This window comes from Burkholderia sp. PvR073, assembly GCF_054055695.1.
The window spans coordinates 278,675-303,780 of the sequence record NZ_JBSRXO010000006.1 but is presented as its reverse complement, the minus strand read 5'-3'; the positions used below and the strand labels follow the sequence as shown (position 1 = coordinate 303,780).

Below are 25,106 nucleotides of genomic sequence, written 5' to 3'. Positions count from 1 at the left end.
CGAAGGTGATCCGCAGATCGTTTTTGGGGCTCGTCGGCAGCGCTGTCGCGCTGTCGGCATGCGGTTTCCAGTTGCGCGGCCGGCAGGACTACGCGTTCAAGCGCCTGCTGGTGGCCGGCGCGCCGGCGCCCGTCGAGGCGCGGCTCGCGCGCCTCGTCGAGGCCGGCAGCGACACGAAGATCGTCAAGTCGGTGGACGAAGCCGATGCCGTGCTGCGCATGTCGGAGTCGCGCGGGCAGAACACGCTGACGCTCAACAAGTACGGCTCCGCGCAGGAATATGCGCTCTACTACACGTTGAACTTCTCGCTGACGAGCCAGGACGGCACGCTGCTGATCCCGCCGAGCGCGATCGCGCTGAACCGCGCGATGACGTACAGCGACCAGTACACCAACGCGAAGGCGCAGGAAGCCGATATTCTCTACGGCGACATGCAGAACGACGCGGTCGACCAGCTGATGCGGCGTCTCGCGATCGTCCACTCGCTGACGCCGGCGCCGGAGGATGTGGTGCCGGGCGTGGCGCCGCGCGCGCCGCTGCCGCCGCCGCCGCTGTGATCGCCGGCGCACGCACCGATGCAATTGCGACTTGATGCGCTGGAGCCGCACCTCGCGAAGGGGATGGCCGGGCTCTACACCGTCTACGGCGACGAGCCGCTGCTCGCGCAGGAAGCGTGCGACCGCATTCGTGCGGCCGCACGCGCGGCCGGCTTCACCGAGCGTTCGGTGCATACGGTCGAGCGCGGCTTCGACTGGAGCGTGCTGCTCGGCGCGACCCAGGCGATGTCGCTGTTCGGCGAGCGCCAGCTGATCGAGCTGCGCATTCCGTCGGGCAAGCCCGGCAAGGAAGGCGCCGACGCGCTGAAGACGCTCGCGGCGACCCCCAACCCCGACGCGCTGATGCTCGTCACGTTGCCGCGCCTCGACGCGGCAACGCAGAAATCCGCGTGGTTTACCGCGCTGCAGAACGGCGGCGTCGCGCTGAAGATCGATCCGGTCGAGCGCGCGGCGCTGCCGAACTGGATCGGCCAGCGTCTGTCGATGCAGGGCCAGCGCGTCGCGCCCGGCGACGACGGGCGGCGCGCGCTGCAGTTCATCGCGGAGCGCGTCGAGGGCAACCTGCTCGCCGCGCATCAGGAAATCCAGAAGCTCGGGCTGCTCTATCCGCAGGGCGTGCTGTCGTTCGAGCAGGTGCACGACGCGGTGCTGAACGTCGCGCGCTACGACGTGTTCAAGCTGAACGAGGCGATGCTCGCGGGCGACGCCGCCCGGCTCGCGCGGATGATCGACGGGCTGAAGGGTGAGGGTGAGGCGATCGTGCTCGTGATGTGGGCCGTCGTCGAGGAATTGCGCACGCTGCTGCGGATCAAGCGCGGCACGACGGCCGGCAAGCCGCTGGCCACGCTGCTGCGCGAGAACCGCGTGTGGGGCCCGCGCGAGCGGCTGATCGGCCCCGCGCTGAACCGCGTGTCCGAAGCCGTGCTCGAGAAGGCGCTCGCGTTCGCCGCGAAGCTCGACCGGCAGGTGAAGGGGCTGTCGGCGATCACGCCGGGCCGCCGCACGCAGGACGATCCGCCGCCCGACCCGTGGGACGGCCTGTTCCAGCTCGCGATGACGGTGGCGGGCGCCCGCGGCGAGCGACCGCCGCCCGCGGGTCGCGTGCGGCGTTAAGGGGCCTTCAGCGCACGCATCGCAACCCGCTTACAATGTTTCGGTAAGCCGGCGCGGCCGGCCTGCCGCCGCGCCTCATGCTGCCCCACGAATTCACGCCGCGCCAAGCGGCTCGCTTCTCGAGTCACACGATGGATATCGACCAGTACATGACGGACCTGGGCCGCCGTGCCCGGCACGCTTCCCGCGCGATGGCGCGCGCCAGCACGGCCGCGAAGAACGCGGCGCTCGACGCCGTGGCCCGCGCGATCGAGCGCGACGCGCAGGCGCTGAAGGATGCGAATGCACGCGACGTCGCCCGTGCCCGCGAAAAGGGTCTCGACGCGGCGTTCATCGATCGCCTGACGTTGTCCGACAATGCGCTGAAGACGATGGTCGAAGGTCTGCGCCAGGTCGCGTCGCTGGCCGATCCGATCGGCGAGATCGGCAACCTCAAGTACCGCCCGAGCGGAATCCAGGTCGGCCAGATGCGAGTGCCGCTCGGCGTGATCGGCATCATCTACGAGTCGCGCCCGAACGTGACGATCGACGCGGCCGCGCTGTGCCTGAAGTCGGGCAACGCGACGATCCTGCGCGGCGGCTCCGAGGCGCTCGAATCGAACGCGGCGCTCGCGAAGCTGATCGGCGAAGGGCTCGAGGCGGCCGGCCTGCCGCAGGATGCGGTGCAGGTCGTCGCGACCGCCGATCGCGCCGCGGTCGGCAAGCTGATCACGATGACCGAATCCGTCGACGTGATCGTGCCGCGCGGCGGCAAGAGCCTGATCGAGCGCCTGATCAACGAGGCACGCGTGCCGATGATCAAGCACCTCGACGGCATCTGCCACGTGTATGTCGACGATCGCGCCGATCTCGCGAAGGCGCTGACCGTGTGCGACAACGCGAAGACGCACCGCTACGGCACCTGCAACACGATGGAAACGCTGCTCGTGGCGAGCGGCATCGCGGCGACGCTGCTGCCGCCTCTTGGCAAGCTGTATCGCGACAAGCAGGTCGAGCTGCGCGTCGATGCGGCCGCGCGCGCGGTGCTCGCCGAGGCGGGCGTCGGCCCGCTCGTCGACGCGACCGACGAAGACTGGCACACCGAATATCTCGCGCCGGTGCTCGCGATCAAGGTCGTCGACGGCCTCGACGCGGCGATCGAGCACATCAACCACTACGGCTCGCATCACACCGATGCGATCGTCACCGAGGATCACGACCGCGCGATGCGCTTCCTGCGCGAAGTCGATTCGGCCAGCGTGATGGTCAATGCGTCGACGCGCTTCGCGGACGGCTTCGAATTCGGCCTCGGCGCGGAAATCGGCATCTCGAACGACAAGCTCCACGCACGCGGCCCCGTCGGTCTGGAAGGGCTCACGTCGCTGAAGTACGTCGTGCTCGGGCACGGCGAAGGCCGTCAGTAAAGCGAGGCGCACAACCGATGGCAATGCTCTGGGTCAAGACGTTCCATATCGTTCTGATCGCCGCGTGGTTCGCGGGGCTGTTCTACCTGCCGCGCATCTACGTGAACCTGGCCATGGAGACCGATCCGGCCGCGGTGCGGCGCCTGCTGCTGATGGCACGCAAGCTGTTCCGCTTCATGACGATGATCGCGGTGCCGGCGCTGGCATGCGGGCTGTGGCTGTGGCTCGTGATCGGCATCGGCCAGGGGGAGGGCTGGATCCACGCGAAGGTGACGGTGGTGCTGCTGCTCGTCATCTACCACGCGTATTGCGGGCACCTGCTGCGCGTGTTCGAGCGCGGCGAGAACCGCCGCACCGACAAGTGGTATCGCGTGTTCAACGAGCTGCCGGTGCTCGGCATGCTCGCCGCGGTCGCGCTGGCCGTGATCAAGCCGTTCTGAGCCCTTTCGGCGGCTCTTTCGACGAGCATGCGGGCGGTCGATCGATGCACACATGAAAACACGGCGCCCCTCGGGGCGCCGTTTTCACGTGCGCGTCGCGCGCGTCAATCCTTCGTCGGGTCGTCGATCCGGCGGCGGGTGATCGCCTCCTTCGCGCGGCCGACGCGCTCCATCAGTGCGGGCCCGCGCGACAGCGCGACGCCGACCGCGAGGATGTCGCCGATCGCGAGGTGCGACATCCGCGACGTCATCGGCGAGAACACGTCGGTTTCCTCGGCCACGTTCGACGCGAGGCTCACCGTCGCGAGTTTCGCGAGCGGCGAATGGCTCTGCGTGATCGCGACCACCTTCGCGCCGCACGCGAGCGCGGAGCGCGCGGCATCCACGATGTCGCGCGTGCGGCCAGTGTTCGAGATCGCGACGACGACGTCGTGCGGCCCGAGCAGCGCCGACGACATCGAGAACGTGTGCGGGTCCGAATACGCGACGCTCGGCACGCCGAGCCGGAAGAACTTGTGCTGGATGTCCTGCGCGGCGATGCCCGAGCCGCCGGCGCCGTAGAACTCGATGCGCGACGCGTTCGACAGCAGCGCGATCGCGTCGGCGACGCTGCCGGCCGACAGGCTGTTGCGCACCTCGATCAACGCCCCGATCGTGCGGTCGAATACCTTGCCGATGATGCCGGGCGCGGGTTCGTTGGGCTCGACGTCGCGATACACCGACGACACGCCCGGTGCGACGCTCTGCGCGAGCCGGATCTTGAATTCGCGAAAGCCGCTGCAGCCGAGCGCCTGGCAGAAGCGCGCGATGGTCGGCTGGCTGACGCCCGCGCGGGTCGACAGCTCGGTCATCGCGAGGTCGAGCACCTCGCGCGGCGCGGCGAGGATGTAGTCGGCGAGCTTGCGCTCGGACGGGCGCAGGTCGGCGCGGATCGCTTCAATGCGAGGCAGCATGGGGCGGTGGATGGAAATGGGGTTCGGGTGAGCGAGTGTATCGCAATCGAATTGTAGAAAATCTACATGAAAATGCTAGCTGCATTGCCGGTAATTTCTGCTTCGGTTGGGGTGGTGAATTAGGGTTTTCACTAGGTAAAGCCTTACTGGTGGCGGGAATGTGGGTTGCGTGTCGGTTGATCTGCATTGCGCGCATGTAGTTTTTCTACTAGACTGGCTTCGTTCGTTCGACGCACTCGACCGTCCCCACGATTCCAACCGCCGGTGTCGTCCGGCATACAGGAGCGCCCAGCATGACGTCGCTGCACCCCACTCTGGCGAAAGTCACCGAACGCGTGATCGCCCGCAGCCAATCGACCCGTTCCGCCTATCTGCAGCGCCTCGACGGCGCGCAAGGCAAGTTCCCGGCACGCGGCGCGCTGTCGTGCGCGAACCTCGCGCACGGCTTCGCGGGTCTCGAAGGCAGCGACAAGTTCCAGATCAAGGCAATCCGCGAGCCGAACATCGGCATCGTGTCCTCGTACAACGAGATGCTGTCCGCGCACGCACCGTACAAGGATTTCCCCGACATCATCAAGGCCGCCGCGCGCGAGAACGGCGGCGTCGCGCAGTTCGCGGGCGGCGTGCCGGCGATGTGCGACGGCGTCACGCAGGGCAACCCCGGGATGGAGCTGTCGCTGTTCTCGCGCGAGGCGATCGCGATGGGCACGGCGATCGCGCTCACGCACAACATGTTCGACGCGGCGCTCTGCCTCGGCATCTGCGACAAGATCGTGCCGGGCCTCCTGATCGGCGCGCTGCAGTTCGGCCACCTGCCGACCATCTTCGTGCCGGCCGGCCCGATGACGAGCGGCCTGTCGAACGACGACAAGGCGAAGATCCGCCAGCAGTTCGCGACCGGCCAGGTCGGCCGCGACGCGCTGCTCGAAGCCGAATCGGCCGCGTATCACGGCCACGGCACCTGCACGTTCTACGGCACCGCGAACAGCAACCAGATGCTGATGGAGCTGATGGGCCTGCACCTGCCGGGCTCGGCGTTCGTCCATCCGCACACGCCGCTGCGTACCGCGCTGACGGCCGAAGCCGCGCGCCGCGTGCTCGACCTGACGGTCGAGCGCGGCCAGTACACGCCGATCGGCCATGTGATCGACGAGAAGGCGATCGTCAACGGGATCGTCGCGCTGCTCGCGACGGGCGGCTCGACCAACCACACGCTGCACCTCGTCGCGATCGCGCGCGCGGCCGGCGTGCTGATCGACTGGAACGATTTCGACGAGCTGTCGGCCGTCGTGCCGCTGCTCGCGAAGATCTACCCGAACGGCAAGGCGGACGTGAACCATTTCCACGCGGCGGGCGGCGTTGCGTTCCTGGTGCGCAACCTGCTCGAAGGCGGGCTGCTGCACGAAGACGTGACGACGGTCGCGGGCAAGGGCCTGTCGCACTACACGAAGGAGCCGAAGCTGATCGACGGCAAGCTGACGTGGGTCGACGGCACGGCCGAGAGCCACGACACGAAGGTGCTGCGCGGCATTCGCGAGCCGTTCCAGCCGGACGGCGGCCTGCGCCTGATGCAGGGCCGGCTCGGCCGCGGCGTGATCAAGATTTCGGCGGTCGCGCCCGAGCACCGCAAGGTGACGGCACCCGCGATCGTGTTCGATTCGCAGGAAGCCGTGCAGGCGGCATTCGATCGCGGCGAGCTGAAGCGCGATTTCGTCGCGGTCGTGCGCTTCCAGGGCGCCCGCGCGAACGGGATGCCCGAGCTGCACCGTTTGACGCCGCTGCTCGGCGTGCTGCAGGATCAGGGCTTCCACGTCGCGCTCGTCACCGACGGCCGCATGTCCGGCGCATCGGGCAAGGTGCCGGCGGTGATCCACGTGTCGCCGGAAGCGCTGCTGGCCGGCCCGCTCGGCAAGGTGCAGACGGGCGACACGCTCGTGATCGACGCGGAAGCCGGCATCCTCGACATCGAGGTCGACGACGCCGAGTGGCAAGCGCGCGCGGTCGCGCAGCCGCTGCATCAGGCCGACAACGAGACGGGTTTCGGGCGCGAACTGTTCGGCGTGTTCCGCGCGGCGGCCGCGCCGGCCGAGCAGGGCGCATCGGTTTTCGGGACGCTGGTCGGCGAAACGGCCGTCGGCGTCGCTGCATGAATTTCAAGGAGTGTCATCAATGAAGACGATTGGCGAAATCGTGAAGCTGGGCCCGGTGATTCCGGTGCTCGCATTCGACTCGGTCGAGCAGGGTGAACACGTGTCGCGCGCGTTGCACGCGGGCGGCGTCAAGGTGCTCGAGATCACGCTGCGCACGCCGGCGGGCCTGGAGGCGATCCAGCGCGCGAGCCAGCTCGCGGACGACATCGTCGTCGGCGTCGGCACGATCACGAAGCCCGAGCACTGCGCGCAGGCGAAGCGCGCGGGCGCGAAGTTCGGCGTGTCGCCGGGCCTGACGAAGGACCTGCACCTCGCGTCGCTCGACGCGGACCTGCCGCTGCTGCCGGGCGTGATGACACCGAGCGACATCATCCAGGCGCTCGAATTCGGCTACGAGATCGTCAAGTTCTTCCCTGCGCAGCAGGCCGGCGGCGTGCCGATGCTGCAGGCGTTCCACGGCCCGTTCCCGGCGCTGAAGTTCTGCCCGACGGGCGGCATCACGGCCGAAAGCGCGCCGAATTTCCTGAAGCTGCCGAACGTCGTGTGCGTCGGCGGCTCGTGGCTCACGCCGAAAGCCGCGCTCGCCGCGCAGGATTGGGCCGAGGTCACGCGCCTCGCGCAAGCCGCGAGCCAGCTCCCCCGTTAATACTTGTATGAAATGATCGTTCGACCCTCGGTAAACGAGCGCTTAGTGCTTGTTTTACCGAGGGTTTTTGCTGATGGAACCGGTTCTATCCGCGGGCCGCAAAGATAAGTAAAATTCAGCGTCCTCACGGGGTGGGTACCCCCCGTGTTTCGGAGACCTGCATAGCCGGGCATACTCGCAACACCTCGCCCGGTTCGAACAAATTCTAGGAGGAGTGCCACATGGGGGCTGTCCAAGGCAGCATGCTGCTCGTATTCACGCTGATCGCGATCGCCGCGCTGATCCTGATGATCGCGCGCTACAAGATCTACCCGTTCCTGGTGCTGATCATCGTTTCGCTGGGCCTCGGTCTCGTCGTCGGCATGCCGATGGACAAGATCGTCAAGTCGTTCGAAACGGGCACCGGCGGCACGCTCGGCCACATTGCCATCGTCGTCGGCCTCGGCACGATGCTCGGCAAGATGATGGCCGAATCGGGCGGCGCCGAACGGATCGCGACCACGCTGATCGACTGGTTCGGTGAAAAGAACATCCACTGGGCGATGATGTTCGTCGCGATCATCGTCGGCCTGCCGGTGTTCTTCGAAGTCGGCTTCGTGCTGCTGATCCCGATCGCGTTCAACGTCGCGAAGCGCACCGGCAAGTCGCTGCTCGTCGTCGGCCTGCCGATGGTGGCCGGCCTGTCCGTCGTGCACGGGCTGATCCCGCCGCACCCGGCCGCGCTGCTGGCCGTTCAGCAATATGGCGCCGATATCGGCAAGACGATCGCATTCGGCCTGATCGTCGGCGTGCCGACCGCCATCATCGCCGGTCCGCTGTTCGCGCTGACGATCTCGAAGTTCGTGAAGCTGCCGGAAAACAATCCGCTCGCGGCGCAGTTCGTCGATACGCACACGGAGGGTCGCAAGCGCGAACTGCCGAGCTTCGGCATCACGCTGTTCACGATCCTGCTGCCCGTCGTGCTGATGCTGGTCGGCAGCTGGGCCGACCTGGTGTTCGCGCCGAAGTCGCTGCCGAACAACCTGCTGCGCTTTGCCGGCAACTCCGACGTCGCGCTGCTGATCGCCGTGCTGGTGAGCTTCTTCACGTTCGGCAAGCTGCAGGGCTTCAACCGCGACCAGATCCAGAAGTTCTGCGGCGAGTGTCTGGCGCCGATCGCCGGCATCACGCTGATCGTCGGTGCGGGCGGCGGCTTCGGCGGCGTCCTGCGCGACAGCGGGATCTCGCAGCAGATCGTCGAGACCGCGAAGCACGCGCATCTGTCGCCGCTGCTGCTCGGCTGGTTCGTCGCGGCGCTGATGCGTCTCGCGACGGGTTCGGCGACGGTCGCGATGACGACGGCCTGCGGCATCGTCGCGCCGATCGCGGCGGCGTCCGGCGCGGCGGTCAGCCCGGAGCTGCTGGTGCTCGCGACGGGCTCGGGCTCGCTGATCTTCTCGCACGTGAACGACGGCGGCTTCTGGCTGATCAAGGAATACTTCGGGATGACGGTTGGTCAGACGTTCAAGACCTGGTCGCTGCTTGAAACCATCATCTCGGTGCTCGGTCTTAGCTTCACGCTGCTGCTGAGCTTGGTTCTGTAACAAGGGGTAGTCAATGATTCTGATCGCAATGGGCGTGTCGGGCGCGGGCAAGTCGCGAATCGGCGAAATGCTGGCGGAACGCCTGTCGTGCAGCTATACCGATGGCGACGCGTTTCACAGCGCGGCGAACAAGGAAAAGATGCATCACGGCATTCCGCTGACCGACGACGACCGCTGGCCGTGGCTGCGCACGATCCGCGCGGCCATCGAGGAAAAGCAGCGCGCCGGCGAGACGGCCGTGTTCACGTGCTCGTCGCTGAAGCGGTCGTACCGCGACGTGCTGCGTGGCACCGACACCGACGTGCGGTTCGTGTATCTGAAGGGTTCGTTCGAGGTATTGCACGAGCGCCTGAAGAGCCGCACCGGCCATTTCTTCGATCCGTCGCTGCTGAAGAGCCAGCTGGACACGCTCGAGGAGCCGGGCCCGGACGAAGCGATCGAGGTCAGCATCGAGTTGACGCCCGAACAGATCGTCAATGAAGTGATGGTGAAGATCGGCTTCGCGCAGCAGCACTGAGCGCGGTTTGCCGCAATCTTCATGAAAAAGGCGCCTTCGGGCGCCTTTTTCGTTGGCGGCGCGCGCGCCGGTCAGGCTGCGTGCGCGTGCCGCGCGATGCCGTCGAGCAGCACGTCGAGCATCGTGTCATGCACCACGGCCGGATCGAGCCGCGCATAGAGCGGGGCGGCCGATTTGACGAGCGGATGCGCGGTATCGGGCAGCGCATTCATTTCCGCGAGCTCGACGTCGTTCGCGGGCCGCGTGAGGCCGCCGGCCTCGGCGGCGGCGAGCCCGATCACGCTCGCATACCAGCCGACGCACATGGCCGGCAATGCGGTGCGCGCGATGCCGGCGTCGGCCAGCGCGCGATGCACGGCCTCGATGTGCGCAAGATCGGCCGGCCCCGTGCTCATGTGCCGCTGCAGCAGCGCGAACGCGGCGGGGTAACGCAGCGCGAGCGCGCGGTACTGGCGCGCGAGATCGCGCAGCCGCTCGCGCCACGGCAGCGTGTCGTCGACCGGCACGAGCGAGCGCGACAGCGCATTCGCGATCGCGCGGGTCAGGCCGTCCTTCGACTTGAAGTGATACAGCACGCTCATCGGGTCGCAGCCGACCGACTGCGCGAGCTTGCGCACGCTGAATGCGGCTTCGCCGACCTCTTCGAGCAGCGCGAGCGCGGCCGCGACGATCGCGTCCTTGTCGAGGCCGCGCGGGCCTTGGGCGGGTTTGTCTTTCATGGGGGGCGGTTGGGGCGTCCGGCTGTCAACTTGACGAAAGTATATTCTACGCTGTAGAATTATTTCTGCGGTGTAGAAATTGGGTGTCCCGGCACCTTTCAATGCGTGCTTTCGCACAGTCCGGGATCCAGGCAGACACATGCGTGCCTGCCGTCAACACGGGCCATCGCGCCCTTTCTCTCGTTGACACCCAAGTGGAACCGGCTGCCCCACCCGCGAAGCCTCACGGCCCTTCGACTGGCGGCCCAAGACCATGCAAGTGCAATCATGACTACCTACAACAAACCCCTGATCCAGGGCGAATCGCGTTTCGACCAGACGCAACTGAACGTCGAAAAGGACAACTGGAACTGGTGCGAGCCGTCCCGCTACGACGGCGAGCGTCCGGCCAACTGGTACGAGGCGTCGTTGTCGCGCCGTGAAAGCGGCGCGCCGCTCGCGCACGACGCCGTGTGCGACGTGCTGGTGATCGGCTCGGGGCTGCTCGGCGCGTCGGCCGCGCTGCATCTCGCGGAAGCGGGGGTCGACACGATCCTCGTCGACAAGCATCACGTCGGCTCCGCGGCGTCGGGCCGCAACGGCGGCCAGCTCACGCCGGGCCTCGCGCGCTGGGAAGCCGCCGACATGATCGACTACCTGTCGCACGACGATGCGAAGCGGCTGTGGCGCTTCGCGTCGACCGAATCGATGGACCTGATCGATGAAATCGGCGCGCGTTACGCGCTCGACCTCGATCGCAAGAACGGCCACGTGACGGCGGCGGTCCACCCGGGCCACATGAGCGCGCTGCTCGACGGCGCGGACGCCCGCCGCCATCTCGGCGACGCCGGCGTGACGCTCGTCGGCCGCCATCAGCTGCACGACGAATACGTGCGCTCGGGCCTGTATCACGGCGCGGCGATCGACGCGCTCGGCGGCCAGCTTCATCCGCTCGCGCTGGTGCGCGGCCTCGTGCATGGCTTCCAGTTGAACGGCGGTGCGCTGTACGAGGGCACCGAGGTGCTCGAGCTCGACGAAACGCCCGCGGGCGTCGTCGCGACGACGCCGGGCGGCACGATCACCGCGCGTCGCGGCGTCGTGCTCGCGCTGCACAACACGACGTTCCGGCTGCTGGATGACGGCGGCGCGACCACCGTGCCGTTCTTCACGTACGTCAGCGTGACGGCGCCGCTCGACGTCGATGTCGCGACGCTGATGCCGGCCGGCATGCCGGTGTACGACACGCAGTTCCAGATCGACTACTACCGGCCGGTGCGCGGTAACCGCTTGCTGTTCGGCGGGCAGGGCACCGGCACGTGCTGGGCGCAGCAGGACGTCAACGCGTATCTGCTGACGCGACTGAACACGGTGTTCCCGCAGCACGACGGCCGCTTCGCGCTCGACTACTGCTGGAGCGGCGTCAGCGACTTCACGCTGAACGGCGCGACCGACAGCCGCAAGACCGACGGCCGCGTGCCGATGTACATGGTGCAGGGCTGGAGCGGGCACGGCGTCGCGCAGACGGTGCGGATCGGCAAGGCGATTTGCGACGATTTCGTCGGCCGCAATGACGATTTCTCGATGCTGACCGGCATCGACCATCGCGAGATTCCGCTCGGCCGGCAGCTGTCGCCGATCGCGATTCCAGCCGCGAAGGCGGCGATGAGCGTGATGAGCGCGCTGAATCCGGGGCGGATGATCTCGTTCTGAGGTTCCGATTTTCCGACGCCTGGCCGCGCGCCGGCCGCCAAGAAAAAAGCCCGATGCGAACTTGCTCGCATCGGGCTTTTTTTCCGTCCGGCGACGGCGGCGCTTACGCGATCCGCTTCGCGAGGTCGACGGCCTTGCCGATGTACGACGCAGGCGTCATCGCGAGCAGGCGATCCTTCGCGTCCTGCGGGATCGCCAGCGTGCCGACGAATTCCTGCAGCGCTTCGCGCGTGATGCCCTTGCCGCGCGTCAGTTCCTTCAGCTGCTCGTACGGGTTCTCGATGCCGTAGCGGCGCATCACCGTCTGCACCGGCTCCGCGAGCACTTCCCAGCAGTTGTCGAGGTCTTCGTTCAGGCGCTGCGGGTTCACTTCGAGCTTGTCGAGGCCGCGGATCAGCGAGTCGTACGCGAGCAGCGAGTAGCCGAGCGCGACGCCCATGTTGCGCAGCACCGTCGAGTCGGTCAGGTCACGCTGCCAGCGCGACACCGGCAGCTTGTCGGCGAGGTGGCGCAGCGTCGCGTTCGCGAGGCCGAGGTTGCCTTCCGAGTTCTCGAAATCGATCGGGTTGACCTTGTGCGGCATCGTCGACGAGCCGATCTCGCCGGCCTTCGTCTTCTGCTTGAAGTAGCCGACCGAGATGTAGCCCCACACGTCGCGGTCGAGGTCGAGCAGGATCGTGTTCGCGCGAGCGACCGCGTCGAACAGCTCGGCCATGTAGTCGTGCGGCTCGATCTGGATCGTGTACGGGTTGAACGTCAGCTTCAGGCGGTTCTCGATCACGTCGCGCGAGAACGCTTCCCAGTCGAATTCCGGATACGCGGACAGGTGCGCGTTGAAGTTGCCGACCGCGCCGTTCATCTTGCCGAGAATTTCGACCTTCTCGATGCGCGTGATCGCGCGGGCGAGGCGCGCGGCGACGTTCGCGAGTTCCTTGCCGAGCGTCGTCGGGCTGGCCGGCTGGCCGTGCGTGCGCGACAGCATCGGCTGCTCGGCGTGGGCGTGCGACAGCGCGACGAGGCGCTGGTGGACCGTGCGCAGCGCCGGCAGGATCACGTGCTCGCGTGCGCCGGCGAGCATCATCCCGTGCGACGTGTTGTTGATGTCTTCGGACGTGCACGCGAAGTGGATGAATTCGCTGGCCTTTTCGAGCTCGGCCTGGCCCTTGACCGATTCCTTCAGCCAGTATTCGACGGCTTTCACGTCGTGGTTCGTCACGCGCTCGATTTCCTTGATGCGCGCGGCGTCGTGCGCGGTGAAGCGCTCGGCGAGCTGCAGCAGGAATTGTTCGGAGGCGTCGGAGAAGCGCGGGACTTCCGCGAAGCCGGCGCGCGACAGCGCGATCAGCCAGTGCACCTCGACGGTGACGCGGTGGCGCATGAAGGCGGCTTCGGAGAGCCAGTCGCGCAGCGCTTCGGTCTTGCTGGCGTAGCGGCCGTCGATGGGCGAGAGCGCGGTGAGGGCGAAAAGCGTATCGGGACGAGTGTCGGACATGATCGGGCGGGCCTTGGAGCCGGGGCGAACGAGGGGGAGGAGAATCCGCCATTTTACCATTGGCGCGGGTCGATCCCGGCCGAACCGGTCCGGCCGCCCCTGCCACGGGCGATCGGCGCGCACCCGGCGCCCGGGCGACGCGCCGCGGCCTGCCGGCGGGCGCCCGCGCCGGCTCGCCGGGCCGCCCGCCGCACCGCCGGCCGGACCCGCCCGCCGGTAGAATGCAGGCTTCTTCCCGACCGCCGCCCGCCGCGCCCCGCCTGCATGGAACTGAAATGGCTCGAAGACTTCGTCTCGCTCGCGGAAACGCGCAGCTTTAGCCGGTCCGCCGAACTGCGGCACGTGTCGCAGCCCGCGTTCTCGCGGCGCATCCAGGCGCTGGAAGCATGGGTCTCGACCGAACTGATCGATCGTTCGGTCTATCCGACGCGGCTCACGCAGGCCGGCCAGATCTTCTACGAGCAGGCGCTGACGATGCTGTCGCAGGCGCACGAGGCGCGCACGCTGCTGCGCGGCCACGTCGGCGCGCCGGTGCCGACGATCGAGTTCGCGGTGCCGCACACGCTGTCGCTCACGTATTTCCCGCGCTGGCTGCAGCGGATCGAGGCGAAGATGGGGCAAGTCCACACGCGGCTGCGCGCGCTGAACGTGCACGATGCCGTGCTGTCGCTCGTCGAGGGCGGCTGCGATCTCGTGATGGGCTACCACCACCCGAGCCACCCGGTCGCGCTCGACCCGGCGCGCTACGACATGCTGGTCCTCGGCAGCGAGCCGATCAGCCCGTTCTCGGCGCCGGGTCGCGCCGGCCGGCCGCGCTACACGCTGCCGGGCACGGCCGAGGCGCGCGTGCCGTACCTGTCGTATACGCCGAACGCGTATCTCGGCCGGATGACCGAAGTCATCGTTGCGAACGCACCGACGCGGCTGTTCCTCGATCGCGTCTACGAAACCGACATGGCCGAAGGGCTGAAGGCGATGGCGCTCGCGGGCCACGGCGTCGCGTTCCTGCCGCACAGCGCGGTCGAGGACGCGGTGGCCGGCGGCCGCCTGATCCGGCTCGACCGTTCCGCGCGCGGCGGCACGCATCCGTTCACGCTGACGATGGAGATTCGCCTGTACTGCGACAAGCTCGCGCTGCAGGGCGACGATCCGCGCCAGAAACTCGTGCGCGCGTTATGGGAAGTCGTGCGCGACGAATTGCGCGACACGGCCGAATGATGGGGCCGAGCACGGCTGTGCGCGGCTGACGACAAGCCTGCCGCGCCTGTCGGACGGCTGTCCGGCGCGCATCCGGCGTATTCACCAACGATTTTCGCGCAACGCGATGCACGACCGATCGCGGACGTTCTTGCGCAAATCGACCGCGGATTTGCGAAAAATCCCGATCATGCAAGAAACGCATAATCGAATAAGCAAACGGCATTGGATAAAAAAAATGGGTTTTTCGACAATGTGCGCAATCCGTTGAACGTTGGAGCATCCATGTCTTCGCAACTGCAGTCCATCCCGTCCTACCTGCACGCCGACGATCTCGGCCCGTGGGGCAACTACCTTCAGCAGGTCGATCGCGTCGCACCGTACCTCGGTTCGCTGTCGCGCTGGCTTGAAACGCTGAAGCGTCCGAAGCGCATCCTGATCGTCGACTGCCCCATCGAGCTCGACAACGGCACCGTCGCGCACTTCGAAGGCTATCGCGTGCAGCACAACGTGTCGCGCGGTCCGGGCAAGGGCGGCGTGCGTTACCACCAGGACGTGACGCTGTCGGAAGTGATGGCGCTGTCCGCATGGATGTCGGTGAAGAACGCGGCCGTGAACGTGCCGTACGGCGGCGCGAAGGGCGGCATCCGCGTCGACCCGCGCAAGCTCTCGCGCGGTGAGCTCGAGCGCGTGACGCGTCGCTACACCAGCGAAATCGGCATCATCATCGGACCGAACACCGACATTCCGGCGCCGGACGTCAACACCAACGAACAGGTGATGGCGTGGATGATGGACACGTACTCGATGAACCAGGGCCAGACGTCGACCGGCGTCGTGACCGGCAAGCCGATCGCGCTTGGCGGTTCGCTCGGCCGCAAGGAAGCGACGGGCCGCGGCGTGTTCGTCGTCGGCTGCGAAGCGGCGAAGAAGAAGGGCCTGGAAATCGAAGGCGCGCGCATCGCGGTGCAGGGCTTCGGCAACGTCGGCGGCATCGCGGCGAAGCTGTTCCAGGAAGCGGGTGCGAAGGTGATCGTGGTGCAGGATCACACGGGCACGATCTACCGACCGGCCGGCCTCGATTCGAACAAGCTGCTCGACCACGTGGCACGCACGGGCGGCGTCGCGGGCTTCGAAGGCGCCGAGCCGATGCCGAACGACGAGTTCTGGACGGTCGAGACCGACATCCTGATCCCGGCGGCACTGGAAAACCAGATCACCGAGAAGAACGCATCGAAGATCCGCACGAAGATCATCGTCGAAGGCGCGAACGGCCCGACGACGACGGCGGCCGACGACATCCTGAGCGCGAACGGCGTGCTCGTGATCCCGGACGTGATCGCGAACGCGGGCGGCGTGACCGTGTCGTACTTCGAGTGGGTGCAGGACTTCTCGAGCTTCTTCTGGACGGAAGACGAGATCAACCACCGTCTCGAGCGCGTGATGCGCGAAGCGTTCGCCGGCGTGTGGGCGGTTTCGGAAGAGCACAAGGTGTCGGTGCGTACGGCGGCGTTCATCGTCGCGTGCAAGCGCATCCTGATGGCGCGCGAAATGCGCGGCCTGTACCCCTGATCGGGTGTCGCCGATCGGTCATTGCCGATCGGCGCTCGGTTGACTACGATCAAAGCATGACGCAATCCACCGGTTGCGTGCATGATCCCTCGCGGGCGGTGCCGAATCCGGCACCGCCCGCGCGTGCATTCATGCGTCACAAGCGCGCCCGAAGCCGGGAGGAAGGCTTCATACAGGGCGATTCGTAGTGCGGTAAACAACCAGTTCTTTCAAAAATATTACTTTGATACACTGGCGCGGGTTTTAGCAAAGGAGATGACCAAAATGAAATACCAGAAGGCAGTCCTGATGGTCGCGGCGCTCTGCGCGTTCGCGAGCGGCGCGCATGCACAGGAGACCGGCACGCTGAAGAAGATCAAGGACACGGGCGTGATCGCGCTGGGGCACCGCGAATCGTCGATCCCGTTCTCCTACTATGACCAGAACCAGCAGGTCGTCGGCTATTCGCGCGAATTCCAGATGAAGGTCGTGGACGCGGTGAAGAAGAAGCTGAGCCTGGCGAACCTGCAGGTCAAGAACATCCCGGTCACGTCGCAGAACCGCATCCCGCTCGTGCAGAACGGCACGGTCGACATCGAGTGCGGCTCGACGACCAACAACACCGAGCGTCAGCAGCAAGCCGCGTTCTCCGACACGATCTTCGTGATCGGCACGCGCCTGATGACGAAGAAGGATTCGGGCGTCAAGGACTTCGCCGACCTGAAGGGCAAGACGGTCGTGACCACCGCCGGCACGACGTCCGAGCGCCTGCTGCGCAAGATGAACAACGACAAGCAGCTGGGCATGAACATCATCAGCGCGAAGGACCACGGCGACTCGTTCAACACGCTCGAGTCGGGCCGCGCGGTCGCGTTCATGATGGACGACGCACTGCTCGCGGGCGAGCGCGCGAAGGCGAAGCAGCCGGGCGAGTGGGTGATCGTCGGCACGCCGCAATCGGAAGAGGCTTACGGCTGCATGATGCGCAAGGGCGATACGGACTTCAAGAAGGTTGTCGACGACGCGATCTCGCAAGTCGAGAAGTCGGGCGAAGCCGCGAAGATCTACGCGAAGTGGTTCGAGAGCCCGATTCCGCCGAAGGGGCTGAACCTGAACTTCCCGCTGTCCGATTCGATGAAGAAGCTGTACGCGAACCCGAACGACAAGGCGCTCGACTGACCACACGGACGTTGACGCAGTAATGACGCTACTGAAACGGAAGAGGCCACGCTTCTTCCGTTTCTTTTTGCTGGAGTCTTGCCCATGTCTTACCACTGGAACTGGGGCATCTTCCTGAGCCCCGTATCGACCGGCGAGCCGACGACTTATTTCGGATGGCTGATGTCCGGCTTCTGGGTGACGATCGAAGTGTCGCTCGTCGCCTGGGTCATCGCGCTGATCGTCGGTTCGATGTTCGGCGTGCTGCGCACGGTGCCGAACAAATGGCTGTCCGCGATCGGCACCGTCTATGTGTCGATCTTCCGGAACATCCCGCTGATCGTGCAGTTCTTCGTCTGGTACCTCGTCGTGCCCGAACTGCTGCCCGCGTCGGTCGGCACCTGGATCAAGCAACTGCCGCCGACCACGCAGTTCTTCACCGCGTCGATCGTCTGTCTTGGCCTGTTCACCGGTGCGCGCGTGTGCGAACAGGTGCGCTCGGGGATCAACGCGCTGCCGACGGGCCAGCGCGCCGCCGGCCTCGCGATGGGCTTCACGCAATGGCAGACGTACCGCTACGTGCTGCTGCCGGTGGCCTACCGGATCATCGTGCCGCCGCTCACGTCCGAGTTCCTGAACATCTTCAAGAACTCCGCCGTCGCGTCGACGATCGGCCTGCTCGATCTGTCCGCGCAGGCGCGCCAGCTCGTCGACTACACCGCGCAGACCTACGAGTCGTTCATCGCGGTGACGCTCGCGTACGTGGTCATCAACCTCGTCGTGATGTCGTTCATGCGCTGGATCGAAGGCCGCACGCGGCTGCCCGGCTACATCGGAGGCAAGTGATGCATCAGTTCGACTGGAGTAGTATTCCCGGCGCGATGCCGACGCTGTGGTCCGGCGCGATCGTCACGTTCAAGATCACGCTGATCGCGATCGTCGTCGGCATCGTCTGGGGCACGCTGCTGGCGCTGATGCGGCTGTCAGGCGTGAAGCCGCTCGCGTGGTTCGCGAAAGCGTACGTGACGGTGTTCCGCTCGATTCCGCTCGTGATGGTGCTGCTGTGGTTCTTCCTGATCGTGCCGCAGGTGCTGCAGGGCGTGCTCGGGCTGTCGCCGACGATCGACATCCGGCTTGCGTCGGCGATGGTCGCGTTCTCGCTGTTCGAAGCCGCGTATTATTCCGAGATCATCCGTGCCGGCATCCAGGCGGTGCCGCGCGGGCAGATGAACGCCGCGTTCGCGCTCGGCATGAACTACGCGCACGCCATGCGCCTCGTGATCCTGCCGCAGGCGTTCCGCGCGATGGTGCCGCTGCTGCTCACGCAGGCGATCGTCCTGTTCCAGGATACGTCGCTCGTGTACGTGATCAGTCTTGCGGACTTCTTCCGCACGGCCGCCAACATCGGCGATCGCGACGGCACGACCGTCGAGATGGTCCTGTTCGCGGGTGCATGCTATTTCGTGATTTGCTCGGTGGCGTCTGCCCTCGTCAAAGGTCTCCAGAAAAAGGTCACAAGATGATTTCCATCAAGAACGTTTCGAAGTGGTACGGCCAGTTTCAGGTCCTCACCGATTGCACGACCGAGGTGAAGAAAGGCGAGGTGGTCGTCGTGTGCGGTCCGTCGGGCTCGGGCAAGTCGACGCTGATCAAGACCGTCAACGGCCTCGAGCCGTTTCAGCAGGGCGAGATCCTCGTGAACGGCCAGTCGGTCGGCGACCGGAAGACGAACCTGTCGAAGCTGCGCTCGAAGGTCGGGATGGTGTTCCAGCATTTCGAGCTGTTCCCGCACCTGTCGATCACCGAGAACCTGACGCTCGCGCAGATCAAGGTGCTCGGCCGCGGCAAGGACGAAGCGAACGAGAAGGGCATGAAGCTGCTCGATCGCGTCGGCCTGAAGGCGCATGCGCACAAGTTTCCGGGGCAACTGTCGGGCGGCCAGCAGCAGCGGGTCGCGATCGCGCGTGCGCTGTCGATGGACCCGATCGCGATGCTGTTCGACGAGCCGACGTCCGCGCTCGATCCGGAGATGATCAACGAAGTGCTCGACGTGATGGTCGAGCTCGCGCAGGAAGGGATGACGATGATGGTCGTCACGCACGAAATGGGCTTCGCGAAGAAGGTCGCCCATCGCGTGATCTTCATGGACAAGGGCGCGATCGTCGAGGACGACCGCAAGGACGATTTCTTCTCGAATCCGAGGTCGGATCGCGCGAAGGACTTCCTCGCGAAAATCCTGCACTGAGCGTTCGTGCATCGCGCGCTTCGTGTGCGCGAATGCGGAAACCGCCCGGCCGAACGCCGGGCGGTTTTTTTTCGCCGGCCGCCCGTCGCCCGTCCGTCGCCTGCGGCCGCCGGACGGGTTCGCGTCGCGCGTTACCAGCTGTAGCGGTAACCGACCTGCCCGGTGACGCCGCGCCGGTAATCGCCACCGAGGTTGCGCGCATATTTCACGTTCGCGTACAGCTCGCCCGACTTGCCGAAGCCCGCGGTCACGCCCAGGCCCAGCTCGTACCAGGTGCGGCCGAGGTGCGTCGCGAACGGCGTGCCGCCGACGACCGTCTGGCCCGGCGACAGGAAGTCGTGCAGCACGTCGGCCGTGAAGTACGGCGTCGCGGCGCCGCCGCCCGCGTTCGCGTCGAGGTTCGGCCGGAAGATCCGCACGCCGACGCGCCCGCGTAACGCGTGGGTCGTCGTGCCCGATACGGCCGACACGTTGTCGTTGAACCCGTTCAGTTTCAGATACTGATACATCAGCTGCGCCTGCGGCTCGACCGCGATCGGCGTGCCGCTGATCCCGAACGGCTTGCCGACTTCCTGCGACAGCGCGATGCCGAAGCCGTTCTGCGACGCCTCGTTGCCGTAGCTGTCGCGATAGCGGTTGCCGTAGTGCGTGATCTGACCGACGCTGTCGAAGTAGGTGCCGTCGGCGAGGTAGCGCGTCCAGTAGCCGCCGACGCTCTGCGCGTGCATCTCGACCGAGCCCGTCGACGTCGACAGGCCCGGCGTATCGGCACGCGCCATGTCGTCGAAGCTCGCGTTCGCGACACCGATGCTCGCCGTCACGCCCGCGTGCGTGCTGCCGCCGGCCGCGGCCTGGTCGAGCGTCCAGTCCTTGCCGAACTGCGCGAAGAACGTGCGCTCGTCGGCCGCGAAGCGGCCTGCGTTCGCGTCGAGGCTCTGTCCGCCGATGCGGCCCCACACGCCGTCGCGGTTGCCCGGCGCCTGCTTCTCGAGGTTGTAGATATCGCCGACGCGTTCGTGCAGCTTGCCGAGCGTCGAGAAGCCGTAGTCGGCGTTCAGCAGCGGCGTCATCGCATAGCCCGCGACGCCCGGGCGATACGCGAGATTGCCTCCGTTGCCGTTGCCGTTGCCGTTGCCATTGGCGTTGCCGGACGGATGAATCGAATCGTCAGGATCCGTCGGGTCGAGTTGCGAGCGCAGGTACCAGCCGTTCGCGTCGCTCTGTCCGCCGCGATAGAGCCGGTATTCGTATGCGCCGGCCTGCACCGGCCCCGCGAGATGGAACGCCGATGCGGCGGTCGTGCCGCCGTTGGCCGTGACGACCACCGGAATCCCGTCGCCGGTCGTCTGAGCGCCGGTGCCGGCCGTGTTCGCGATCTTCAGCCCCGTCGTGCCGCTCGCGGTGCCGCCGTTCACGATCAGCCGGTCGGTCGGCGACGCATCCGCGCCGAGGTAGGTGTTCAGCGCGAGGGTGCCGCCGTAGCCGACGTAGCTGCCGGTCGTCAGCGTCCGGTAGCTGCCTGCCGCCGTCGGCGCGCCGGACGGTGCAGCGAATGCGACGAGGCCCGCATTGTTCAGGCTGCTCAGCGCGGAGCTGCCGGTCATGCGCCACGTGCTCGTGCCGTCGACGGTTAGCGCGACCGGGTCGATCTTGCCGGTGAGCGTCGTGCCGTTCGCCAGGAGCACGTTGCCGGTGCTCGACGCGTCGGAGAGGATGTCGCCGCTCAGGTTGACCGCCGATGCGTTGAAGGTCGCGGTGCTGCCGTTCGCGAGGTCCAGCAGCGTGCCGTTGCCGGCCGTCACGACGGTGCCGTTGCGCACCGCGATGTCGACCGTACCGCCGCGTGCAGCGAACGCCGGCCCGGCGACGGACGCGACGCTGCCGCCGTCGACCAGCACCGCGCTCGTCGCGCCGGTCGCGAGCGTGTCGGTGCTCAGCACGCCGGCGGTCGCGCCCTTGAGCGTCGTGCCGGTCAGCGCGAGCACGCCGCCGCTGTCGACGTTCGCGCCGCTGCCGGCCGCGCTCGCGATCGACGAACCCGTGTCGCCGATGCGGCCGCCGTTCTGCGCGACGAGGCCGTCGGCCGCCGCACCCGCCGTGGAGACCTTCGCGCCCGACAGCCACGCGCTCGCGCCGCTGCCCGCGACGATCGCGTGCGCGCCGGCGCCCGTCGTCGCGACCGTCGTGCCGTTGGCCGCGAGCGTCGAATCCGCGCCCGCCACCACGAGGCCGCGTGCGTTGTCGCCGGCGGTGTGCACGACGGTCGCCGCATCGGTCGCAATGCGGGCGCCGGCGCCTGTCGACGACAGCCCGTCGGCGCCGTTGCCGGTCGTGCCGATCTGCGTGCCCGACAGCGCGATCGTCGTGTTCGTACCGAGGTTGTCGATGCCCTTGCCGGCGCCGCCCACCGCGATCGACGTCGCGCCGGCCGCGATCCCGCCGTCCGCGACGCTCGAATCGACCAGCACGCCGTCGGCGCTGCCGTTGGCGATGACCGTGCCCGCGCCCGACAGCGCGACCGAGGCGCCCGCGCCGGTCAGGTGCACGCCCGCGACGCCGTCGTCGGCCTCGATCGTGCCCGCGTTGGCGAGCGTCGCCGACGCGCCCTGCACGAGCGCGCCGGTGCCGTTCGACACGCGGATCGCCGACGCGTTGTTCACCGTGCCGAGCGGGCCGATCACGACGCCCGTCGAGCCGGCACCGGTCAGCAGCACCGAGCCGCGGTTCTCGAGCGTGCCGAGGTTACGCGCGACGAAACCCGTCACGCCCGCGCTCGACGAGGTGACCGCGGCAGCGTTGGCCAGCGTCGTCGCGACCGGCGCGCCGGCATTCGCGCCGGCGAGGTCGTGCGCCTGGCCGTCGACGACACCCGCCATCGCGCCGGCCGCATTCAGGTTGATCGTCGCGCCGGCGTCGATCGAGCCTTGCGCACCACCTTCGACCGCCACCGCGATGCCGTTCGTGCCGTTGACGTTGTAGGTGGCGTTGCCGGTCGACAGCGTCGTGCCGGCGCCGGTCGCGAGCACGCCGCGCGCACCCTGGCCGGTCACGTCCGTCGTCAGCGTGCCGGCGGCCGACGCGCCCGTATAGGCCGCGCCGCCCGCGATCCGGAACAGTGTCGAATCGTCGGTATCGACGCTCAGGTGCTGCGCGGCGACGTTGATCCTCGAGCCCGCGCCATACGCATAGAAGCCGATCTGGTTCGTGCCCGACATGAAGTCGGGCACCGCGTTCGCGCCGACGTCGATGGTCGCGCCCGAGCGCGCATGGACGCCGATCGCGCCGTTGCCCGTCAGGTTGAGCGCGCCGTCGACCGTGGCCTTCGCGCGCGACCCTTCGGCCCACACGCCGTAGTTGCGCGTGTCCGATGCCGGGTCGAGCCCGCCGGCCACGTTGATCGTGCCGGTCGACGTCGCCGCCGTCGCGGTCGACCCGGTGCCGACCACCATGATGCCGATCCCGTTCACGCCGTTCAGCGTGATCGTGCCCGTGTTGGTGACGGTCGCGGCCGTGTTGGCCGCGAGCATGCCGACGTTCGCGAGCGGCGTGCCGGGCGCCGCGCCGTTCACGACGATCGAGCCCGCGTTGCGCAGCGTGCCGGACGACGAGCCGAGGCTCGCCATCCCCGCACCGTTCTGCGTCTGCGAGCCGATCACGATCGAGCCGAGGTTGCTGGCCGTGCCCGAGGCGCCGAGCAGGATCCCGTACGCGCGCGCGGACAGCGCGACGTCGTTCGCCGCTGCCCCGGGCGCGTACTGGGCCGCGCGGCCGAGCTGGATCGTGCCGCCGGCCTCGTTGGTGAAGGTGCCGCCGGCCGCGAAGCCGCCGATCACCTGGCTGTCGAGCGTCGTCGCGTTGACGCCGACGTTGATCGTGCCGGCGTTGGACGCGTTCGCGCCGCCCGTCACGGCCACCGCGTAGTTCTGCAGGTCGGGGCGGTTGCCGTCGAGCGTCCAGGCGCCGACGTTCATCACGCCGTTGTTCACGAACGTCGTGCCCGTGCCGCTTGCGTACACGCCGTTGCCCTCGGTGTACGCGTGGAATCCGAAGTTGTCGGGCGGCGTGCTGCTGCTCGTGTCGACATTGTCGCCGGACGCGTAGCCGGACGAGATCACGCCGTTGTTGACCCCGCTCGCGCCGGTGAGCAGGCGCACCAGCGTGAAGTCGCCGGACAGGCGGCCGTCGTTGACGAAGTGCGCGCCGTTTTCCGCGAGGACGGCCGAACTCGATTCGATCGTGTTGGTGCCGCGGAAGTCGATCTGGCCGTCCTTGCCGATCTGCAGCGTCGCGTTCGCGCCCGTGCCGTGCATCACCGACAGATGGTCGATCGGCAGCGTGTTCTTGTCGCCGGCCGACACGTTGTTCGCGTACTGGAAGGTTTCCTGCGTGAAGGTGACGGCCTGGCCGAACGCGGTGTCGTACGCCGCTTGCGAGCCGAGCGCGCCGCTGCGGACCGCGCGCGCGAGGAAGTCGTTGTACGCGGCGAGCGATGCGGCGTCACTCACGGTCCACGTGCTGCCGTCGAACGCGGTGAAGGTGCCCGCATAGGTCGGCACGTCGAGCTGGACCTGGCCGACGGCGCCGCCGCTCGCGAGATAGTCGCCGGTGCCGAGCCAGATCTGGTTGCGCGAATTCCAGTTGACGACGCTCTTTGCCGAGCCGGTGCCGTCCGCGAAGGTCAGGTCGGTCTGCTTCGGCGCGATCGAGATCGCGTTGCCGGCCGCGGCGGGCGCGTTCGCCGGATTGCCGATCGACACGTTCAGCGTGCCGCCGGTGTTGTCGACGGTGCCGAGCCGAAGGTTCACGTACTGGTTGCCATTCACGTCCTGGTAGACGGGCACGTTGGTCGCGCCCGCCGTCGACGCGGCAAACGCGGACGAGTCGTACGTGGCGATCGATGCATGGGTGCCCGTGATCGTGTCGGGCGTGCTGACACTCTGCGTCTTGCCGCCGAGCGACAGCAGCGGCTGGTTCGGGTTGCCCGACACGATCGACGTATTGCCGATCGGCGTGAGCGTATAGCCGGGGTCGGCGGCGGCGCCCGTCCATGCACCCGTCACGCCGACCGTGTCGCCGCCCGACACGGTCGTGGCGCCGGCCAGGTTGTCGTTCACGGTCGGGCTGTAGCTGCCGAGCGCGCAAGCGCCGCCGCTTGCGACCGCGGAGCCGTCGCCGCACGTCGATGCGTACGCGGAGCCGGCCGACAGCGCGGCCAGCGCGGCGCCGAGCGCGGCGACCCGCAGCGGCGAGCAGCGGGCCGCCATGCGGCCGGCAGGGCGGCTTGCGCCCGATTCGCCGCCCGAACGCTTGCCGCGCGCCCGGGCCGTTTCCGCGACCGCCACCCAGCAGCCGGCGGCTTCGCTCCATATCGATCGAAATGAGTGATTCACGACAAGCCCCTCTCTCTTTTTTGAAGTGGTGTCCACCGCGATGCGGTGAAAGCGCATTCCACGGCGGGAAAATGGCTCGAATGGGCGTGCGGCGGCCGTTGCCGCATTGCGGATGTCGCGCCAATCGTGATCCGTTACACCGGGGATGAGGCGAGTCTACTAATGGAGTTGGCGGTCGATTGTCAAAAAAATAACGAATGTGGCGATAATGCCGATTTCAGTCGGTATTTTTTGATTGTGTGGTTAATCGAACTGAAAGCCTTATGGCGAAAGGGTTTCGTGTATTTTTATAGGGTAGGTTGT

Annotated in this window: 19 protein-coding genes; 15 read left to right on the top strand and 4 right to left on the bottom strand. The window is 67.2% G+C overall.

The window, feature by feature from the left end; all coding sequences use genetic code 11:
* Nucleotides 1-5: 5 nt before the first annotated feature.
* From ACVK00_RS20275 to ACVK00_RS20260, 4 genes are all read left to right on the top strand, one after another.
* Complete coding sequence (locus ACVK00_RS20275; RefSeq protein ID WP_006753815.1) at nucleotides 6-557, top strand: LPS-assembly lipoprotein LptE; 552 nt, start codon at nucleotides 6-8, stop codon at nucleotides 555-557.
* Between the two features lie 18 nt (nucleotides 558-575).
* Entirely contained in the window at nucleotides 576-1,670 is a 1,095-nt protein-coding gene (gene holA, locus ACVK00_RS20270; protein ID WP_284894876.1) for a DNA polymerase III subunit delta, read from the top strand.
* Nucleotides 1,671-1,801: 131 nt separating this feature from the next.
* Nucleotides 1,802-3,073, top strand: coding sequence for a glutamate-5-semialdehyde dehydrogenase (locus tag ACVK00_RS20265; RefSeq protein WP_175657204.1), 1,272 nt, complete (start codon nucleotides 1,802-1,804; stop codon nucleotides 3,071-3,073).
* Between the two features lie 17 nt (nucleotides 3,074-3,090).
* Nucleotides 3,091-3,513, top strand: a complete 423-nt coding sequence (locus tag ACVK00_RS20260) for a CopD family protein (protein ID WP_228906860.1) — start codon at nucleotides 3,091-3,093, stop codon at nucleotides 3,511-3,513.
* Nucleotides 3,514-3,617: 104 nt separating this feature from the next.
* On the opposite strand, the gene ACVK00_RS20255 is transcribed toward ACVK00_RS20260, so the two are convergent.
* Nucleotides 3,618-4,466 carry a MurR/RpiR family transcriptional regulator gene (locus tag ACVK00_RS20255; protein ID WP_228906861.1) on the bottom strand — a complete coding sequence of 283 codons (849 nt, stop codon included), beginning with the start codon at nucleotides 4,464-4,466 and terminating at the stop codon, nucleotides 3,618-3,620.
* 293 nt (nucleotides 4,467-4,759) lie between these two features.
* On the opposite strand from ACVK00_RS20255, the gene edd reads away from it, so the two are divergent.
* The 4 genes from edd (at nucleotide 4,760) to ACVK00_RS20235 (ending at nucleotide 9,362) form a co-directional block, all read left to right on the top strand.
* A complete protein-coding gene (gene edd / locus ACVK00_RS20250; protein ID WP_228906862.1) occupies nucleotides 4,760-6,616 on the top strand; it encodes a phosphogluconate dehydratase in 1,857 nt (618 codons plus the stop codon).
* A gap of 19 nt (nucleotides 6,617-6,635) precedes the next feature.
* Nucleotides 6,636-7,262, top strand: coding sequence for a bifunctional 4-hydroxy-2-oxoglutarate aldolase/2-dehydro-3-deoxy-phosphogluconate aldolase (gene eda, locus ACVK00_RS20245; protein ID WP_175725931.1), 627 nt, complete (start codon nucleotides 6,636-6,638; stop codon nucleotides 7,260-7,262).
* Nucleotides 7,263-7,483: 221 nt separating this feature from the next.
* On the top strand, nucleotides 7,484-8,845 hold the full coding sequence (locus ACVK00_RS20240) for a GntP family permease (RefSeq protein WP_165750870.1): 1,362 nt from the start codon (nucleotides 7,484-7,486) through the stop codon (nucleotides 8,843-8,845).
* 13 nt (nucleotides 8,846-8,858) lie between these two features.
* Entirely contained in the window at nucleotides 8,859-9,362 is a 504-nt protein-coding gene (locus ACVK00_RS20235; RefSeq protein WP_175674870.1) for a gluconokinase, read from the top strand.
* A 71-nt stretch (nucleotides 9,363-9,433) separates the two neighbouring features.
* On the opposite strand, the gene ACVK00_RS20230 is transcribed toward ACVK00_RS20235, so the two are convergent.
* Nucleotides 9,434-10,081, bottom strand: a complete 648-nt coding sequence (locus ACVK00_RS20230) for a TetR/AcrR family transcriptional regulator (protein WP_284894874.1) — start codon at nucleotides 10,079-10,081, stop codon at nucleotides 9,434-9,436.
* A 267-nt stretch (nucleotides 10,082-10,348) separates the two neighbouring features.
* Here ACVK00_RS20230 and ACVK00_RS20225 point away from each other — a divergent pair, with 267 nt between their 5' ends.
* On the top strand, nucleotides 10,349-11,770 hold the full coding sequence (locus ACVK00_RS20225; RefSeq protein WP_284894873.1) for an NAD(P)/FAD-dependent oxidoreductase: 1,422 nt from the start codon (nucleotides 10,349-10,351) through the stop codon (nucleotides 11,768-11,770).
* 103 nt (nucleotides 11,771-11,873) lie between these two features.
* Here the strand turns inward: ACVK00_RS20225 and purB are convergent, their stop codons facing one another.
* Entirely contained in the window at nucleotides 11,874-13,262 is a 1,389-nt protein-coding gene (gene purB / locus ACVK00_RS20220; protein ID WP_228906865.1) for an adenylosuccinate lyase, read from the bottom strand.
* Nucleotides 13,263-13,526: 264 nt separating this feature from the next.
* Here purB and ACVK00_RS20215 point away from each other — a divergent pair, with 264 nt between their 5' ends.
* The 6 genes from ACVK00_RS20215 (at nucleotide 13,527) to ACVK00_RS20190 (ending at nucleotide 19,413) form a co-directional block, all read left to right on the top strand.
* Nucleotides 13,527-14,480, top strand: coding sequence for a LysR substrate-binding domain-containing protein (locus ACVK00_RS20215; protein ID WP_284894872.1), 954 nt, complete (start codon nucleotides 13,527-13,529; stop codon nucleotides 14,478-14,480).
* A gap of 264 nt (nucleotides 14,481-14,744) precedes the next feature.
* Nucleotides 14,745-16,031: a Glu/Leu/Phe/Val family dehydrogenase gene (locus ACVK00_RS20210; RefSeq protein WP_228906867.1), complete on the top strand. Its 1,287-nt coding sequence runs from the start codon at nucleotides 14,745-14,747 to the stop codon at nucleotides 16,029-16,031.
* A gap of 264 nt (nucleotides 16,032-16,295) precedes the next feature.
* Nucleotides 16,296-17,189, top strand: coding sequence for a glutamate/aspartate ABC transporter substrate-binding protein (locus ACVK00_RS20205; protein WP_228906868.1), 894 nt, complete (start codon nucleotides 16,296-16,298; stop codon nucleotides 17,187-17,189).
* Between the two features lie 84 nt (nucleotides 17,190-17,273).
* A complete protein-coding gene (locus ACVK00_RS20200; RefSeq protein ID WP_228906869.1) occupies nucleotides 17,274-18,014 on the top strand; it encodes an amino acid ABC transporter permease in 741 nt (246 codons plus the stop codon).
* A complete protein-coding gene (gene gltK / locus ACVK00_RS20195; protein WP_006755149.1) occupies nucleotides 18,014-18,691 on the top strand; it encodes a glutamate/aspartate ABC transporter permease GltK in 678 nt (225 codons plus the stop codon). Before ACVK00_RS20200 ends, gltK begins: the two co-directional genes overlap by 1 nt.
* Entirely contained in the window at nucleotides 18,688-19,413 is a 726-nt protein-coding gene (locus tag ACVK00_RS20190; protein WP_006761144.1) for an amino acid ABC transporter ATP-binding protein, read from the top strand. Before gltK ends, ACVK00_RS20190 begins: the two co-directional genes overlap by 4 nt.
* A 131-nt stretch (nucleotides 19,414-19,544) precedes the next feature.
* On the opposite strand, the gene ACVK00_RS20185 is transcribed toward ACVK00_RS20190, so the two are convergent.
* Nucleotides 19,545-24,803, bottom strand: coding sequence for an autotransporter outer membrane beta-barrel domain-containing protein (locus ACVK00_RS20185; RefSeq protein WP_284894869.1), 5,259 nt, complete (start codon nucleotides 24,801-24,803; stop codon nucleotides 19,545-19,547).
* Between the last annotated feature and the right edge of the window lie 303 nt (nucleotides 24,804-25,106).

Coding starts and splice junctions, on each gene's coding strand:
- holA (WP_284894876.1), top strand. CDS start 576: ATGCAATTGCGACTTGATGCGCTGGAGCCGCACCTCGCGAAGGGGATG.
- ACVK00_RS20265 (WP_175657204.1), top strand. CDS start 1,802: ATGGATATCGACCAGTACATGACGGACCTGGGCCGCCGTGCCCGGCAC.
- ACVK00_RS20260 (WP_228906860.1), top strand. CDS start 3,091: ATGGCAATGCTCTGGGTCAAGACGTTCCATATCGTTCTGATCGCCGCG.
- ACVK00_RS20255 (WP_228906861.1), bottom strand. CDS start 4,466: ATGCTGCCTCGCATTGAAGCGATCCGCGCCGACCTGCGCCCGTCCGAG.
- edd (WP_228906862.1), top strand. CDS start 4,760: ATGACGTCGCTGCACCCCACTCTGGCGAAAGTCACCGAACGCGTGATC.
- eda (WP_175725931.1), top strand. CDS start 6,636: ATGAAGACGATTGGCGAAATCGTGAAGCTGGGCCCGGTGATTCCGGTG.
- ACVK00_RS20240 (WP_165750870.1), top strand. CDS start 7,484: ATGGGGGCTGTCCAAGGCAGCATGCTGCTCGTATTCACGCTGATCGCG.
- ACVK00_RS20235 (WP_175674870.1), top strand. CDS start 8,859: ATGATTCTGATCGCAATGGGCGTGTCGGGCGCGGGCAAGTCGCGAATC.
- ACVK00_RS20230 (WP_284894874.1), bottom strand. CDS start 10,081: ATGAAAGACAAACCCGCCCAAGGCCCGCGCGGCCTCGACAAGGACGCG.
- ACVK00_RS20225 (WP_284894873.1), top strand. CDS start 10,349: ATGACTACCTACAACAAACCCCTGATCCAGGGCGAATCGCGTTTCGAC.
- purB (WP_228906865.1), bottom strand. CDS start 13,262: ATGTCCGACACTCGTCCCGATACGCTTTTCGCCCTCACCGCGCTCTCG.
- ACVK00_RS20215 (WP_284894872.1), top strand. CDS start 13,527: ATGGAACTGAAATGGCTCGAAGACTTCGTCTCGCTCGCGGAAACGCGC.
- ACVK00_RS20210 (WP_228906867.1), top strand. CDS start 14,745: ATGTCTTCGCAACTGCAGTCCATCCCGTCCTACCTGCACGCCGACGAT.
- ACVK00_RS20205 (WP_228906868.1), top strand. CDS start 16,296: ATGAAATACCAGAAGGCAGTCCTGATGGTCGCGGCGCTCTGCGCGTTC.
- ACVK00_RS20200 (WP_228906869.1), top strand. CDS start 17,274: ATGTCTTACCACTGGAACTGGGGCATCTTCCTGAGCCCCGTATCGACC.
- gltK (WP_006755149.1), top strand. CDS start 18,014: ATGCATCAGTTCGACTGGAGTAGTATTCCCGGCGCGATGCCGACGCTG.
- ACVK00_RS20190 (WP_006761144.1), top strand. CDS start 18,688: ATGATTTCCATCAAGAACGTTTCGAAGTGGTACGGCCAGTTTCAGGTC.